We start from the raw sequence: 507 nt of genomic DNA, 5'->3' as shown, positions 1-507 counted from the left end.
CGCCGCCCCAAATAAATAAACTAAAATCCACTGGTAACGCAAGAAATTACGGGATAAACGTAGATAAAAATCAGACTGGAAATCTTTTAGTGATTGGCTATTGCCGTCTACTTTTTTCGCTTCTTCATGGACTAGTTGAATGAAAGCAGGTGAAATCTGCATATTGAAGTGAATACCAGAAATCATCTGCAATTTTTTACCGTATACTTCTACTAAATAATCCCGGTAGTCAACAGCAGCTGGGTCTTCTAAATCTGCCACTTCAATCAAATCATCCGCCGGCAAGGCAGGTGGCATTGAGTATGGCCAGATCCGTTCATTTTCTGTTAATGACTCAATCGTCACTTCATGTATTGCTTGCAACCATTCCATGACATGGTCCGCAGAATAAACTGGTGGTGTCACCAATTCTAATTGCGACTCCGCAAAGTCCCGTTGAATATAAAATGACGACGTTGACCCATCCACTTTTTTAGGATGCGGGGTTAAGGCCAACTGACCCTCAGG

At 42.2% G+C, this 507-nt stretch carries 1 pseudogene; it reads right to left on the bottom strand.

What is annotated here, in order from left to right:
* Positions 1 to 507: pseudogene (locus ACRCJ0_RS19510) on the bottom strand (bifunctional glutamate--cysteine ligase GshA/glutathione synthetase GshB); the annotation flags it as partial.

This window comes from Aerococcus sp. L_32 (genome assembly GCF_050689315.1).
Note: the sequence above shows the minus strand (reverse complement) of the source record. Positions and strands in the feature narration are given on the sequence as shown.